Source organism: Haliscomenobacter sp., assembly GCF_033763495.1.
In the GTDB taxonomy this organism is placed as follows: domain Bacteria; phylum Bacteroidota; class Bacteroidia; order Chitinophagales; family Saprospiraceae; genus Haliscomenobacter.
In genome coordinates this window covers 1-13,246 of record NZ_JANRKL010000150.1, presented here as the reverse complement: position 1 = coordinate 13,246, position 13,246 = coordinate 1, and the positions used below count along the sequence as shown (strand labels likewise).

At 46.5% G+C, this 13,246-nt stretch carries 10 protein-coding genes; 6 read left to right on the top strand and 4 right to left on the bottom strand.

Translation table 11 applies throughout. The annotated features are described in order from the left end of the window. Positions 1 to 248: 248 nt before the first annotated feature. A complete protein-coding gene (locus tag SFV55_RS15595; RefSeq protein WP_320030451.1) occupies positions 249 to 1,370 on the top strand; it encodes an outer membrane beta-barrel protein in 1,122 nt (373 codons plus the stop codon). A 104-nt stretch (positions 1,371 to 1,474) separates the two neighbouring features. Then, complete coding sequence (locus SFV55_RS15590; protein ID WP_320030450.1) at positions 1,475 to 2,491, top strand: glutamine synthetase beta-grasp domain-containing protein; 1,017 nt, start codon at positions 1,475 to 1,477, stop codon at positions 2,489 to 2,491. A gap of 77 nt (positions 2,492 to 2,568) precedes the next feature. Here the strand turns inward: SFV55_RS15590 and SFV55_RS15585 are convergent, their stop codons facing one another. Further along, positions 2,569 to 3,576, bottom strand: a complete 1,008-nt coding sequence (locus tag SFV55_RS15585) for a LacI family DNA-binding transcriptional regulator (RefSeq protein WP_320030449.1) — start codon at positions 3,574 to 3,576, stop codon at positions 2,569 to 2,571. A gap of 222 nt (positions 3,577 to 3,798) precedes the next feature. Here SFV55_RS15585 and SFV55_RS15580 point away from each other — a divergent pair, with 222 nt between their 5' ends. Both SFV55_RS15580 and SFV55_RS15575 read left to right on the top strand, forming a co-directional pair. Beyond that, a complete protein-coding gene (locus SFV55_RS15580) occupies positions 3,799 to 4,344 on the top strand; it encodes an RNA polymerase sigma-70 factor (RefSeq protein WP_320030448.1) in 546 nt (181 codons plus the stop codon). 231 nt (positions 4,345 to 4,575) lie between these two features. Next, on the top strand, positions 4,576 to 4,791 hold the full coding sequence (locus tag SFV55_RS15575) for a PspC domain-containing protein (protein ID WP_320030447.1): 216 nt from the start codon (positions 4,576 to 4,578) through the stop codon (positions 4,789 to 4,791). A 10-nt stretch (positions 4,792 to 4,801) separates the two neighbouring features. On the opposite strand, the gene SFV55_RS15570 is transcribed toward SFV55_RS15575, so the two are convergent. After that, a complete protein-coding gene (locus SFV55_RS15570; RefSeq protein ID WP_320030446.1) occupies positions 4,802 to 6,346 on the bottom strand; it encodes a long-chain fatty acid--CoA ligase in 1,545 nt (514 codons plus the stop codon). Between the two features lie 140 nt (positions 6,347 to 6,486). On the opposite strand from SFV55_RS15570, the gene SFV55_RS15565 reads away from it, so the two are divergent. After that, positions 6,487 to 7,125 (top strand): Uma2 family endonuclease, encoded by a 639-nt coding sequence (locus SFV55_RS15565; RefSeq protein WP_320030445.1) that lies wholly within the window; start codon positions 6,487 to 6,489, stop codon positions 7,123 to 7,125. Positions 7,126 to 7,374: 249 nt separating this feature from the next. Here the strand turns inward: SFV55_RS15565 and SFV55_RS15560 are convergent, their stop codons facing one another. Next, a complete protein-coding gene (locus tag SFV55_RS15560; protein ID WP_320030444.1) occupies positions 7,375 to 11,016 on the bottom strand; it encodes a CHRD domain-containing protein in 3,642 nt (1,213 codons plus the stop codon). Between the two features lie 153 nt (positions 11,017 to 11,169). Next, on the bottom strand, positions 11,170 to 12,822 hold the full coding sequence (locus SFV55_RS15555) for a S41 family peptidase (protein ID WP_320030443.1): 1,653 nt from the start codon (positions 12,820 to 12,822) through the stop codon (positions 11,170 to 11,172). Between the two features lie 174 nt (positions 12,823 to 12,996). On the opposite strand from SFV55_RS15555, the gene SFV55_RS15550 reads away from it, so the two are divergent. Next, on the top strand, positions 12,997 to 13,246 hold a 250-nt coding region (locus SFV55_RS15550; RefSeq protein ID WP_320030442.1), incomplete at its 3' end, for a hypothetical protein.

Genomic DNA, 13,246 nt, shown 5'->3' with positions numbered 1-13,246 from the left:
AAAGGCCTCCGAGATTTGTGGGAATCTGGAAGCCTGCGAAAGAAAACGGTAATCCATTTTCAACTAAAGCTGAGCAAAGGTAAAACATCTTGCGCATTTTCTCAAATGATTTTTGAGAGGATGAGAATGGATTATCATCATGCCCACTAAAATTCGCCATAGATGTGGTGAAAATTAATGGGTTAGCACAATCTCAAATTGTGCCAAAATGCTGGTTTGTTCTTTCTCTAACCCTCAAATATCTGAACATGAGAATTTTTTACAGTGCAGTATGTCTATTTGTGTTTGTCTCTCTCGCAAACATTTCTTTTGCTCAAGATGATGTATTACAAGAGTCATTGGTTTCGCGCTTCAAGCAGCGCTGGAGTAAGCAGGACTCAGTTCCTGAATCTCCACTTGTCATCAGAGGTGCAGTAGATGCTTATTTCTTGTCCGGAAAAGCACCCCTACCAACCAGCTTTACAGGTGGAACAAATAACTCTTTCTCTCTGGGTATGGCCAACCTGATTTTATCCAAAGAGGGTAAAGTAGGGTTTGTTGCTGACCTGGCTTTCGGCCCCCGTGCTGAAGGAGCAAATGGAGGTTTTGATGCAGATGGAAAAGTAACGACTTTGACTGCGATCAAACAGCTTTATGTTACCTATGCTCCATTTGAGGCCTTGAAGTTTACCCTGGGTAACTTCAGTACCTTCTATGGATATGAATTGATTGATGCTCCCTTGAACGTCAATTATAGTACTTCTTACTTGTTCTCTTATGGTCCGTTCTTCCACACAGGTGTAAAAGCAAACGTGGCCTTATCTGACAAGTTTGGAGCAATGATTGGGGTATTCGGTGACACAGATACGAAAATTGATGTGGTAAAAGGCCAACATCTTGGTGCGCAGTTATCTTACATAAATGGTAACTTTTCAACCTATTTGAATTACCTGGGTGGACGCTTCGCAGAAGAAACAGAAGACTCTCCAGAAATTATGAGTAGCCAGTTTGACATCACTGCCTCTTTCCAGGCAACTGAAAAATTTGGGCTCGGTTTCAACGCAGCGATGCGTACTTTGTCCTCTGACGACGATGGCGATTCTAGCTGGTCTGGTGCAGCATTGTATGCTAAATATGCTTTCAGTGACTCCTTCCTTTTTGGGGTGCGGGCTGAAACCATTAACGACAAGGATGGCTTCCTTTTCGGAAAAGTTGACAATAACATCTTTGCACTGACCCTATCAGGTAATGTTACCATTGCAAATAACTTACGTTTGATTCCTGAATTGCGATTTGATTCTGCTAAAGCCAGTGGCACCTTTACCTCATACAGCGATGAGGCACTGAAAGCAAATTCAGTATTCCTCCTAGCTGCAGTGTATAGCTTCTAACTCAAAACACGAGATAGAGATAGAGTGCTCAAACCTGCCTTCAGCAGTATTTGGGCACTCTGCCTTTTCACCTTAAACACAAAATTTTTAAACTAAAAGCAATCATGGCAAAAGCAAAACTAGAGTACATTTGGTTGGATGGCTATCAACCTATGCAAAGCTTGCGCAGTAAAACAAAGATTGTTGATGATTTTAGCGGAAAACTGGAAGATTGCCCAATGTGGTCTTTCGACGGTAGCTCTACCGAGCAAGCTCCAGGTAACTCCTCCGACTGTCTGCTGAAACCCGTTGCCTTGTATCCTGACCCAACTCGCAAAAATGGCTGGTTGGTCATGACCGAAGTACTGAGTGCAGACGGTACTCCACACCCTTCCAACGGTCGTGCTTTGATCCAAGATGACGACAACGACTTCTGGTTTGGTTTTGAACAAGAATATTTCCTCTGGGATCCTTCCATCAACAAACCATTGGGCTTCCCTGAAAATGGCTACCCAGCACCACAAGGTCCATACTATTGTTCTGTTGGTTATGGTAAGGCTTATGGCCGCGATGTCATCGAAGAACACCTGGACATTTGCCTGGAAGCTGGTTTGAACGTTGAAGGGATCAACGCAGAAGTAGCTACAGGCCAGTGGGAATTCCAGATTTTTGCCAAAGGTGCCAAGTCTGCCGGAGATCAAATTTGGGTTGCACGTTATCTGCTCGAGCGTGTGGGTGAAAGCCACGGTCTTTCAATCGAATGGCACTGCAAGCCTATCCAAGGCGACTGGAACGGTTCCGGTATGCACGCCAACTTCTCCAATACCACATTGCGTACTTGTGGAAGCAAAGAAACTTACGAAAAAATTCTCGAAGCTTTCCGTCCAGCTGATGTCATCGCTGCACATATTGCTGTGTATGGCCACGACAACCACTTGCGCCTGACTGGTAAGCACGAGACACAATCCATCGATAAATTCAGCTACGGGGTTTCCGACCGTGGTGCCTCCATTCGGATCCCGGTTTACACTGTGGATAAAGGATGGAAGGGTTATCTGGAAGATCGTCGTCCAAACTCTGCTGCAGATCCCTACAAAGTGGCTGCACAGATCATCAAGACGGTCAAATCCGCTTCGCTCTAGTTCCTGCATAGACATATGCCAACTAGCCCGCTTTGGTTCGCCGGAGCGGGTTTCTTTTTTTTAGCGAAGCTATAAGCTCAAACGGAGTTTCGGACAACCAATTCCGGTTTAAAAATCCGTGTTTGTAATTTGAAGTCCTTATTGGGAGATTCGATGTTTTCGAGGAGAATACGGGCCGTTTCCTGCCCCATTTCATAAGATTGTTGGCTGATGGTAGTAAGAGGCGGTTCAAGCAAAGGGCCAACCGCAAGGTTGGTAAATCCAATCAGTGCCAACTCCGCAGGAATGTGCAGATTCAATTCCCGGGCAGCCTTGAGTACCCCCAAAGCGACATAGTCGCTTACCGCAAAAATGGCATCAGGAGGCTCAGGCAGGTTCAACAAATTCAATGCTGTTTGGTGGCTATCCTCCATTCGAAAAGTGGTATGCACCAGGTATTCAGGGCGAAGTTCCATTTGTGCGTCCCGTAGCGCCGCTTTAAACCCTTGCATGCGCAAGCGAGTCAACTTGAGGGTAGAGGGCCCGGCAATATGGGCAATGCGTTGGCGGCCGCTTTTGATCAAAAACTCACCTGCTTTATAGCCACCTTCAAAATTGTCATTGATGATTTTATGGCCATACACCTGATCATTGGCCCGGTCAAACATAGCCAGGGGAATGTCCAGGTCTTTGAGCATGTTAAGGTGTCTAAAATCCTGGGTAGAACTGCCAATCGAGATGGCTACTCCATCTACCCTCGCTCCAATCAATTGATCGATGATTTTTACTTCTCGTTCGTAGATGTTTTGTGATTGAAAGATCATTACGTTGTAGCCTTGCTGGTAAGCTACATTTTCCAGGCCGTTGATGATTTCTGAAAAAAACTGATTATCGATCTCCGGCACGACTAAACCAATGGTATGGGTTCGTTTTTTCAATAGCCCAATGGCGTGTGAGCTGGGCCGGTAATTCAATCGATCGGCCAGTTCCAATACCTTACGCTTGGTTTCTGGGTTAACATCATAGCGATCGTGTAATGCCCGCGATACCGTGGCAACCGAGATGTTGAGCATCCGGGCAATGTCCTTTATGCTGACTTGCGGCATGGCTTGGCTTTGGTTATTGTTTTACAATATTACTCAAATTCAGAAAAAGGGAAGAAGTTTTATCAATTCTGCCGAAAAGTTCCGTAAACGTTTACATACTTTTTTAAAGCTTTTTATCCCATTTACCAAAACAAATACCATGAATTGAACTAATTTCGAGTATTCTTCAGGGAATAGGGAGATTTTCCAAATAAACTTCGGAATTCCTAAATCGACTTCATTATGGCTGCACAAAACCACCACCTTGAAACGTTGTTCAAGCAAACCCTGGAACAAGGCGATTCGGCCAGTTTTGAGGCCCTTTTTAAAAACCAATACACGCAATTGTGCAGTTTTGCAACCCGCTATCTACACAGCCCAGAAGCGGCGGAAGAGGCGGTATCGGAGGTATTCTATAAAATTTGGAAAAATCGAGCCCAAATCAACATCAAAACATCAGCAAAATATTACCTCTACGCCAGTGTCCGCAACATGGCCATAGACATACAACGTCAATCCAAAAAACAACAACACAACTCTGACGATTGCCTTTACGATCAGGCCCACCCCGGGCCCGATGCTTACGATACCTTGATCGGGAGAGAAACCCAGCAAAAAATAGACTCTGCAATTTTACGTTTGCCCCCTCAATGCCGTACTGTATTCCAACTGAGTCGACACGAGGGCCTCAAGTACCAGGAGATTGCCAAGCGCTTAGGCATTTCCATCAAAACGGTAGAAACCCAAATGACCCGAGCACTGAAACAACTGCGAGTAGAAATGTTGTAGCTTACATCTTTTTTTGACTTCAGCACAAAGCAGCACAAAGGATACAAAGCGGCGGCGTCAACGTCTAACTTTGTACCCTTTGTGCTGCCTTTGTGCTCTTTGTGTTAAAAAAATGTCGCTTTTGTTGTAAACTTTGTGTTGCCGCTGAAAATTCCCACCAAACACAACCTTTTCGCGGATATTGCGTTAATTTGCATGTTCAAATGGTTAACCACATTTTAAGCAACAGCTATGAAAGAAGTCAAATCCCTCTTGGCACGCTCTGCCTTTGGTGTTTGTAGTTATGTTGGTCAAAAAATGGGCCTGTCCCCTGACCGGGTGCGATTGTATTTCATTTACGCTTCTTTTGTTACTTTAGGGTCACCCATCATTGTCTACCTGGTGATGGCTTTTTGGCTGAACGTCAAAAAATACATCAAAGCTGGCCGCAATATGCTCTGGTCCTAAGCCAAACGTCCTACTTTCGCAAGTCCTTTTTCAAAATTTTACCCGTAGCACTCATTGGTAGCGCATCCATCAGTTCTACCACACGCGGATATTTATAGGCCGCAATCCTTTCACTGGTCCATTTTATGATTTCCTCTGGGCTGGCGCTGGATCCGTCTTTCAATACCACACAGGCTTTAATTTCTTCTCCATATTCATCGTTGGGGATTCCAATCACTGCTACCAGAGAAATGGCAGGGTGTTGAATCATCACCTCTTCTACTTCGCGCGGATACACGTTGAAGCCTCCCCGGATGATCATGTCCTTGGTACGGTCAACAATGTAAAAATACCCATCTTCGTCCTGAATCGCCACGTCGCCTGAATGCAGCCAACCATCTTGCAGAGATTCGGAGGTAGCATCTGGCTTGCGATAATACCCTTTCATCACATTGTGGCCCCGGTAAAGCAATTGCCCCTTCTCCCCTACTGCCATGGTTTGGCCCTTGTCGTCGACCAGTTTGACCTCGACTCCCCAAACTGGTGTGCCAATGCTCCCCGGCTTACGCGGGCGATCGGGGTGATTAAAGGTTACCACGGGTGAGCCCTCTGACATGCCATAACCTTCAATGATCGGCACATTGAAGCGGGCTTCAAAATCCTTGAGTACCTGCACGGGCAAGGAAGCTCCGCCTGATACGGCAATGCGCAATTGGGCAGCGATGCTTTGGTAATCGAATTTTTCCTCCTTGTAATTCAGTAAGCCCCAGTACATGGTTGGCACTCCCGCAAAAACGGTCACTTTGTGTTTGGCCATAAGTCCAAATACCGCCTCAGCATCAAACCTTGGCAGCAAAACACTGGTAGCCCCCCGGTACAAACCCGCATTCATCAACACCGTCATCGCAAAGATGTGGAAGAGCGGCAGCACAATCAACAAGGTATCTGCTGGCTGAATGCCCACCAAATCGGCGGAAAGAATGGCATTTTGCAAGAGGTTGCTGTGGGTCAATTCTGCCCCTTTGGGGCGACCCGTGGTACCCGAAGTGTAAATGATGATCGCAGTATCCTCGGCACCAGTGGCATGAGCTTGCCCTGCGGGGGATTGTCCGGCCATCAAACTGCCCAAATTGGCCACTCCTGGTATGGCCGGCGAATCGGTTGGCTGGGGCATGATGAGGAAAAAATGATCGCAGGTAGGTACTTCACCAAAAGCCTGATGCCCCATTTGGCCAATCGGTAAATCGGGGGTTCCCACAAAACAAAAATAAGCCTTGGCCTCGCTATCGCTAAGGTGGTAGACAATTTCGTCTTTTTTGAGCAATACACTCAGCGGCACCACTACGGCACCTGCTTTCAATATCCCGAAGTAAATGATGGGAAAAAAAGGCAGGTTGAAACAACTGAGGGCAACTTTATCCCCCGGATGGATGCCTTGCGCTCGCAGGCCATTGGCCACTTGATTGGCGGCACCATTGACCTGGGCAAAACTGAGTTCAACTTCGCCAAAAATATAGGCTGTTTTTTGTGGATAGCGCCGCGCGCTGTCTTCAAGCAGGACAGATAGGTTGAGCATGCGATCTAAAGTTTGATGAAGGTTGATGGGTGAATATACGAGGAAATTGGGGAATGGGATGTGGGTGGGGGGAAGATATCTACATTGTCAGCTTGAAACTTACCCATTTTATGCCTATTTTTGAAGATAAAATGGATATTATGACTGCAAAGTCACCCGCTCAGCCTGTAACTGGCGAAGCAAAAAAATCGAAAAAACGTAAAATTCCTGCCTTCCTCATTCGAGAAACGATTGATGGGGTACCCTTTTATTATGCCGGTTATAAAGAGGTTTTAAATAAGAAAAAAACACTGGAAGACATTATGCCAGATAGCGGATTACAATCGATCATCAAAGCTTATTTGATGCGGCTATTTGCCCAGTTTTTGGATTGGAAATTGTATCAGCCCGTTGCTGGCGAAGTGGGCAATCATCTCGATCATCGCAATAATCTTGCCTTGGATGTAGCCATTTACGACAAAAGTATCTTGACCCCTGCCAAAATCACCAACAAGTACATTGATGTTTACCCTAAAGTGGTCATTGAAATTGACCTGAAAGTTTCCCTTGAAGATACCAGTATCGATTTATTTGCTCCTTTCGTATTGGCCAAATCTAAAAAGTTGTTGTCCTTCGGCACCGAGCGCATCATCTGGGTTTTTACCAAAAGCAATACCATTCTTGTAGTAAAGCCAGGGAATACATGGGAAGTGTTTCAGATGAATGACGATGTGCTAGTAATGGATGGAGTGGTGATGAATATTGGGACGTATTTAGAGGAGGAGGGGATTGAGATTTGAATCGAGCCATAGGAAGTACTATTTTATTATGCCAGCAAGTTGGTTCGAAACTTGACGCTCACCAAAAACTCCTCTACCTCTGTCTAAGGAAACCGAAACGTTTAGGACGTTTGAGCGGAGGACTTTCAAAGGTGCATCTGGCGTCGGTTTCTTCCCTCTAAAACCACAAAGGCACCAAAACACCCGACATTGACCTTATCAATCCCTTAGCGTCTTGGTGCCCTCGTAGCTAAAAAAAACTTACTTACCCTACTTCACAATAAAGCGCCGGGTAGCAATTTTTCCATCATTCAGTATACTCAGGAAGTAAGTACCCGCAGGCAATTGTCCTACCGCAAAGCTTTCAAAATTGACGCTTTGCCCAGGGAAACTCACCTGGCGTTCCGCCATTTTGCGGCCCAGCGCATCACTGATCCAAAGAGAACCTTTGATGGCTTCTTCAGCGCGGATGCGTACACTTACTTGATCATCAACCATGGTGGGGAATACCGTCATTTCACTTAGGCCGGGAGTCAGATCACGGGTACCCGTTACAGTACCTCTAGTCAGCGTAACCGATGCAATCGCACTGGCAGTAGTCAAGCTACCATCAGAAGCTTTCACGCGGTGGTAAACGGTGATGGATCCACCCAAAGGGATCCCAGCCGTAGCCAGCAAAGTATCCACTGCACCATAAGTCAGGGAAATGGAAAGTGCATCCGCTACATTGCGCCGGAAAACCACCAAGGCAAAAAGTGGATCAGCGGCCAGTTCCCAGGTATAGGCCAGTTTGTTTTTGTCCGTGCCAGCATCCCACTTTGGTTCCAACAAAGTTGAGGATTTACCTTCCAGAGTGAGGGTTCCTCCATTGGGCGGAGAAGTGATGCTACCTGCCTGAGGGAAACGATTGATCTCTGGCAAAATTTGCCCTCTCAATTCACCACTGCGTGAAAAGTCGCTGTGCACATTGGCGTACAAGCCATTGTCGTACAAGGCGGTCAATTGATCAGCAGTTAAGGTGTACTGGTTGTCAGCAGCAAAATAACTGCCACCCAGGTTATCGGCGTCGAGGATTGGTTTGAGGGGGATAATTACCCCGCCATTTTTTCCCGCAGTATTGGTATGAATGTGCGAACCTACAGCCGCGGCATATGCTCCCTGCAAACCGGCAAAGCGGCCAGTTACAGTCAGAATACTACCCGATAATTCAAATTTCAAAGCCCCTGAACCTGCTGAGGCCACCGCTTGAACTTCATTTGCGCCCAATAGTGTGGCGGTGAAATAAGAAGTAGCAAGAGGTAAAATTTGACCCCGAATTTCGCCAGCCCGGAAGCCTGCGGTGTGGATGTTGGCATAATTCAAACGCTTGCGCAAGGAGTCAATAAATCCGGCAGTCATGGTAGCGCTGTTGTCGGCTGCTGCAAAAAAGCCGGAGCGGTTATCAGCCGCAGGGGTAGCCTTTAAAGCCCTTACAATAGAGCCATTGGAGCCCGCCAGGCCGCGGTGCATGTGCGCACCACCCGCTACATCTGCGGCAAAATCAGCACTCAAGCCAGCAAAAGCCCCGGTGAAAGTGCCATTGGTTCCGGCGATTTCAAGAATCCCCATTCCCGCTGCAGAAGTACTCACTACGGGTTGTTCACTTGCACCTGAAAGGGGCGCAACCAAGTACATGGTGGCCTCGGGGAGTAGTTGGCTACGCAATTCTCCAGAACGCTGATTGGCGGTGTGGATGTTCACATACAATTGCCGATTTTTCAATTGGGTAACCTGATCAGCGGTCAGGGTAAAGGTATTGTCCTTTGCTTCATAGCGACCACCCAGGCCATTGGCATCAATGGTGGGTTTTAGGTTAAATTGAATGCCTCCGGTTGCTCCGGCGTAGCCAAGGTGTACGTGTGAACCACCGGCAACATCAGTAGCCACCGCACTATTCAAGCCCCGGAAAGTACCGGAAATGACCAGTTCAGTGCCTAACAACTCAGCTTTAACCGCGCCCAAACCCCTTGAAACTGCTTCTGGCACTTCAAAAATACTGGACAAATAAGCACTGAAATTGATGGGCTTCTCTGGCAAAAATTGACCACGGATCTCTCCCCCCGTAAAAGTTGCAGAATGTACATTGAAATAACAGCCCCGGTTAAACAGGCGTTGTACTTCTGCACTAGGAATTTTTAAAGCATTCTGGCTGGCATTCAGGGCACCCGAGCGCAGATCGGTCGGCGTAAGGGTCACTTCAGACAGGATGCTGCCATTTTCGCCCGCCAAACCGCGATGGATATGGGCACCACCTCTGACGTTTGCAGCCAGGTCACTCTCCAATCCAGCGTAGGAGCCGGATACGATGACATTGCCAGTATCCACCACTTCCACAATGACCATACCTGTTGCCAGGGTGTTAACTGCAGGTGACTCATTGCTTCCTGAAAGATGTGCGCGGAATACCGCCCGGGTAGAACTATTGACAATTTGCCCCCGGATTTCACCTGAGCGTGCTTTGGCAGAATGGATATTAGCGTACCAGCGGCGGCTATTCAAAGCGGTAATTTGGTCGGTACTCAGAGTAAAGGTATTATTTGCCGCTTCAAATATCCCTCCTTTCAGGTCGGCATTGGCTGTTGCCTTTAAAGGGATTTGGATTCCTCCGTTTTGTCCGGCATACCCGAGGTGGATGTGTGCGCCGCCGGATACATCGGCTGCAAAATCTCCTTCCAGGCGGTTGAACGAGCCCGTAACAATCATTTGGGTGCCGCTTAACTCGACGGCGATAGCGCCACTCGCCTGGGTCATTACGACAGGGTTTTCATAACTACCAAAAAGGTTAGCGCCGTAATAAGCCTCAGACTTTTTCAACAATTGCCCCCGAATTTCACCCGATGGGTATTTTTTGGAATGGATATTGGCGTAAAGCTGGCGGTTGTTTAAGGCTGTGATTTGTGCAGCGGTAAGTTTGAATTTATTTTTTTGAGGCTCAAAACTTCCTGAAAAAGGATTTGAGCCGGGGGTCAAAACCAGGATAACCTGGATGCCGCCATTTTGTCCTGCATACCCCAAATGAAGATGCGCACCCCCGGATACATTGGTGGCTATACTATCCGTCAAGCCAGAAAAACTGCCACTTACTGTAAGGGTATCGCCAATCAAAGTTGCCAACACACTGCCACTGGCCAAAGTAGCAACGGGGTTTCCTTCATTGCGTCCGGTAACCTTGGCTTCGTACACGAATGTGTCCACTTTTACTACCGGAGTGGTGTAAGTAAGTACCAAGGATGGAATACCCGCACCACTTTCGCGGGAATCCAGGCGAACCGCGCTGCCATTGGTGCTCTCATCTCCAATCAAAATCCAGCCAAAATTACTGGCTGGTTTGCTCACCCAGTCTTGTACATCTTTAACCATTCCGGCGCCAGTCCAGGTGGCAACTGCTCCACTGCTTACATTGGCGGTTGCACTAACTGCAGGTAAAAAATCACCTCCAGGAGTAGTCCAGGTGACCGTATTGAAATTGCCATGGGTCCATGTAGCGTCATTGGTCGTAGCAGTAGCGCCACCTCCTTCTTGATTAGCAGCGTTGGAAGTACCCTCGCCCCAGGCGGTAGTGATGCGGTGGACTTCAATATCGTTAGCGGCCTGTTTCGATCCGGTAAGTTGTAACTTCACATCGGTAATCGTTGCATTGGAGGGTATTTCCGACAGCTCAAACTGAATCAAGGCGCGGCGGATTCCATTGACTGTACCCTGGGTTTTACCTACGAACAGGTAGCTTCCGACACCATTACTTTTACTACCTTCGCTGTAAATGGTGTTGTCCTTGCTTGCTTTGAGGGTGACGGTTGTTTGGGCATAGGCGCTATTGTAAAGCAAACCTATTAAGGCCAAAAGGGATAAAATTCGGGGATAAATGTTTTTCATAATCATGATTAGGTTAAGTGCATAAAAATAGGAACAGGCACCACAAAGGAGAAGTGATACGAAGGCAGGGTTCGAATGTAATTTTGAGATGCCCTAGCTTAATTCCCTGTACAGTATTACGTAAAGAAGGGTTGCTTCAGATTGTAAAATCTCCTATTTGGTAAACTCAGTAGCGTGGAGTGAATTTATTGCTGCTTTTACTGTAGGATCATTTTGATTCAAAACCGTGAAAAATCCTTTATCATCAAAAAGGTGTTTGGCAATCCGTGCTTTGATAAAACGAGCAATTTCTTTTTGGGCTTTGTTCCATTCTCCGGCACTACCACGCAGGCCATTCTGCGCAGTATAGGACTTGAAATCATCCAGAGTCGATTGGCTAAGGTTGAATTTTTTCTGAAAAGCATTCAACCCCATTTTAGACAATTGCTCCCGTTTGGGTTTGTCCAAATACTTGACCACAAAGGCAGGGATCATTTGCCGGGCATTCAGGAAAAATTCGTTGATTTGAATGGTGTCCAATGGCACAAATACGTCCGGGATGATACCCCCTCCACCAAAAACAACCCGGCCTTTGGCAGTAAAATACTTGGTAGAATCTTTGATGCTGATCTTATTTGCTGAAAGCAATTCCCCGTTTTTGAAGCGCTCTTCAACATCGCGATCGTACTCTTCCGAGCCATGATCGTAAGCTTTTTGGATAGAACGGCCTGAGGGTGTGAAATATCGGGCAATGGTTAGTCGCAATGCAGATCCATCACTAAGTTGGTATTGCTCCTGTACCAGGCCTTTACCAAAGGAACGACGGCCAACGATAATTCCACGATCGTTGTCTTGTATTGCACCAGCAATAATCTCACTAGCAGAAGCACTTCCTTCATCAATCAACACTGCAATTTTATCTATGGGGTAAAATACACGACCATTCGAATTAAATTCGGCACGGTGGGAAGCTCGTCCCTGGGTGTACACCAGCAGGTTGCCTTTATTGGGAAACAATTGACTCAACATATTGGTCGCCATTTGCATGTAGCCCCCCGGATTGCCACGTAGGTCCAGCACCAGGTCTTTCATGTGGCCCTGTTCAGATAAAATGCGCATGGATTCCAAAAATTCTTTATCGGTCTCTGCAGTAAATCGATTGACTCGGATGTATCCCACCCGCTCACCAATCATATAGGCCGCATCTATACTTTTCACAGGGATTTTATCCCGGGTAATCCAGTACTGGTATAATTTATTGCTCCCTGGTCGGAGGACAGATATTTGCACTTTACTGCCTTTTTCACCACGCAAAAAACTGACAATCCTTTGGTTGGATAATTTTTCACCCACAATCAACGAATCGCCAACCTTGATGATTTTATCGCCGGGTAAAATTCCGGCAACTTCGGAAGGCCCCCCGGACATAGGACTAACTACAACCGCCGTGTCTTTGACAATCAAAAACTCTACCCCAATTCCGTTGAATTTTCCGTCCAATTGTTCATTGACTTCTTCCAATTCCGAAGCTGGAATATAAGAGGAATGCGGGTCGAGTTGTGACATCAGCTTTTCAATGGCCTCATCCACCAGTTTGTCCCGGTCGACTTTATCCACGTATTTGGCCTCGATGTAACGCAGTAATTCTTCAATTTTTCCCTCTCGGAGGCGATAATCATGAATTGCTCCACTTTTGCTGATTTTGACCGCAGGAGCGGCTTGGGGCAGGCGCATCCCAATCACAATACCCAGTACCACTGAAACTGCAATGATCAGCGGCAACCAAATCTGCACTTTGTTTCTGAAATCATTTGGGCGTGTCGACATAGCCAATTCAAAACAGGTTCGAGTGAAAAAATATAAACGAATTAAAGTAAGGACAAATTTCGCACATTTATGTTGAAAATAGAACGATTATTTTTTTGTTTAGAATTAAAACCTACAAACAATTTGTATTTTAAATCAACATCATTTATATTGTAAGCTCAAATGATTGCAATTATGACGAGCGACGTGAAATTTCCACTTACCAATCAGGAACTGGCAGCATTAGGAAAGGGTGCTTTGGTGCGGATCCCCGCTACTTGGGATGAATACTGGGAAGTGCTCGCTTCTGCAGAATACCGCGCTGATTTTTACAACGATGAAATCATTGCCAGTATGAGTTACGAAGGTGAAATCCACAGCCATTTAGCTGCTGAATTTGGATTTTTATTAAAATCTATTTTCAATGACCTTAAGCAGTTTCGAG

Coding starts and splice junctions, on each gene's coding strand:
- SFV55_RS15595 (WP_320030451.1), top strand. CDS start 249: ATGAGAATTTTTTACAGTGCAGTATGTCTATTTGTGTTTGTCTCTCTC.
- SFV55_RS15590 (WP_320030450.1), top strand. CDS start 1,475: ATGGCAAAAGCAAAACTAGAGTACATTTGGTTGGATGGCTATCAACCT.
- SFV55_RS15585 (WP_320030449.1), bottom strand. CDS start 3,576: ATGCCGCAAGTCAGCATAAAGGACATTGCCCGGATGCTCAACATCTCG.
- SFV55_RS15580 (WP_320030448.1), top strand. CDS start 3,799: ATGGCTGCACAAAACCACCACCTTGAAACGTTGTTCAAGCAAACCCTG.
- SFV55_RS15575 (WP_320030447.1), top strand. CDS start 4,576: ATGAAAGAAGTCAAATCCCTCTTGGCACGCTCTGCCTTTGGTGTTTGT.
- SFV55_RS15570 (WP_320030446.1), bottom strand. CDS start 6,346: ATGCTCAACCTATCTGTCCTGCTTGAAGACAGCGCGCGGCGCTATCCA.
- SFV55_RS15565 (WP_320030445.1), top strand. CDS start 6,487: ATGACTGCAAAGTCACCCGCTCAGCCTGTAACTGGCGAAGCAAAAAAA.
- SFV55_RS15560 (WP_320030444.1), bottom strand. CDS start 11,016: ATGAAAAACATTTATCCCCGAATTTTATCCCTTTTGGCCTTAATAGGT.
- SFV55_RS15555 (WP_320030443.1), bottom strand. CDS start 12,822: ATGTCGACACGCCCAAATGATTTCAGAAACAAAGTGCAGATTTGGTTG.